This window comes from Acinetobacter sp. ABJ-A23_2 (assembly GCF_044538765.1).
Lineage (GTDB): Bacteria > Pseudomonadota > Gammaproteobacteria > Pseudomonadales > Moraxellaceae > Acinetobacter > Acinetobacter nosocomialis_A.
Window position 1 is genome coordinate 1 of sequence record NZ_JBIUCP010000130.1, and the last position, 284, is coordinate 284.

General features: G+C 52.5%; 1 protein-coding gene. It reads right to left on the bottom strand.

Annotated elements, in window-relative coordinates; all coding sequences use genetic code 11:
* The coding region (locus ACH63V_RS18175) for an Ig-like domain-containing protein (RefSeq protein ID WP_396464333.1) at positions 1–284 on the bottom strand (284 nt) is incomplete at both ends.

Here is a 284-nt window from a genome sequence, read left to right on the forward strand (position 1 = left end):
CGGATCATTCACTGTACCGCTTAACGCAGGTGTGCTGTCATTCGTCAACACATCATCTAGCGCAACCACAGGTGCCGTAATGTCTGCAGAGACTGTACCTGAACCTGGCAATGAGGTATTGCCTGCAAGGTCGGTTGCTGTCGCAGTTACTGTTTGGCCATCAGTCAAGTCACCTGGGTTTGGCACTGTCCATTTACCATCAGGACCTGCAACTACAGTTGCTGTCGTACCGTCAGGGAAGCTCACAGTCACGGTTGATCCCGCTTCTGCTGTACCTGTCACTG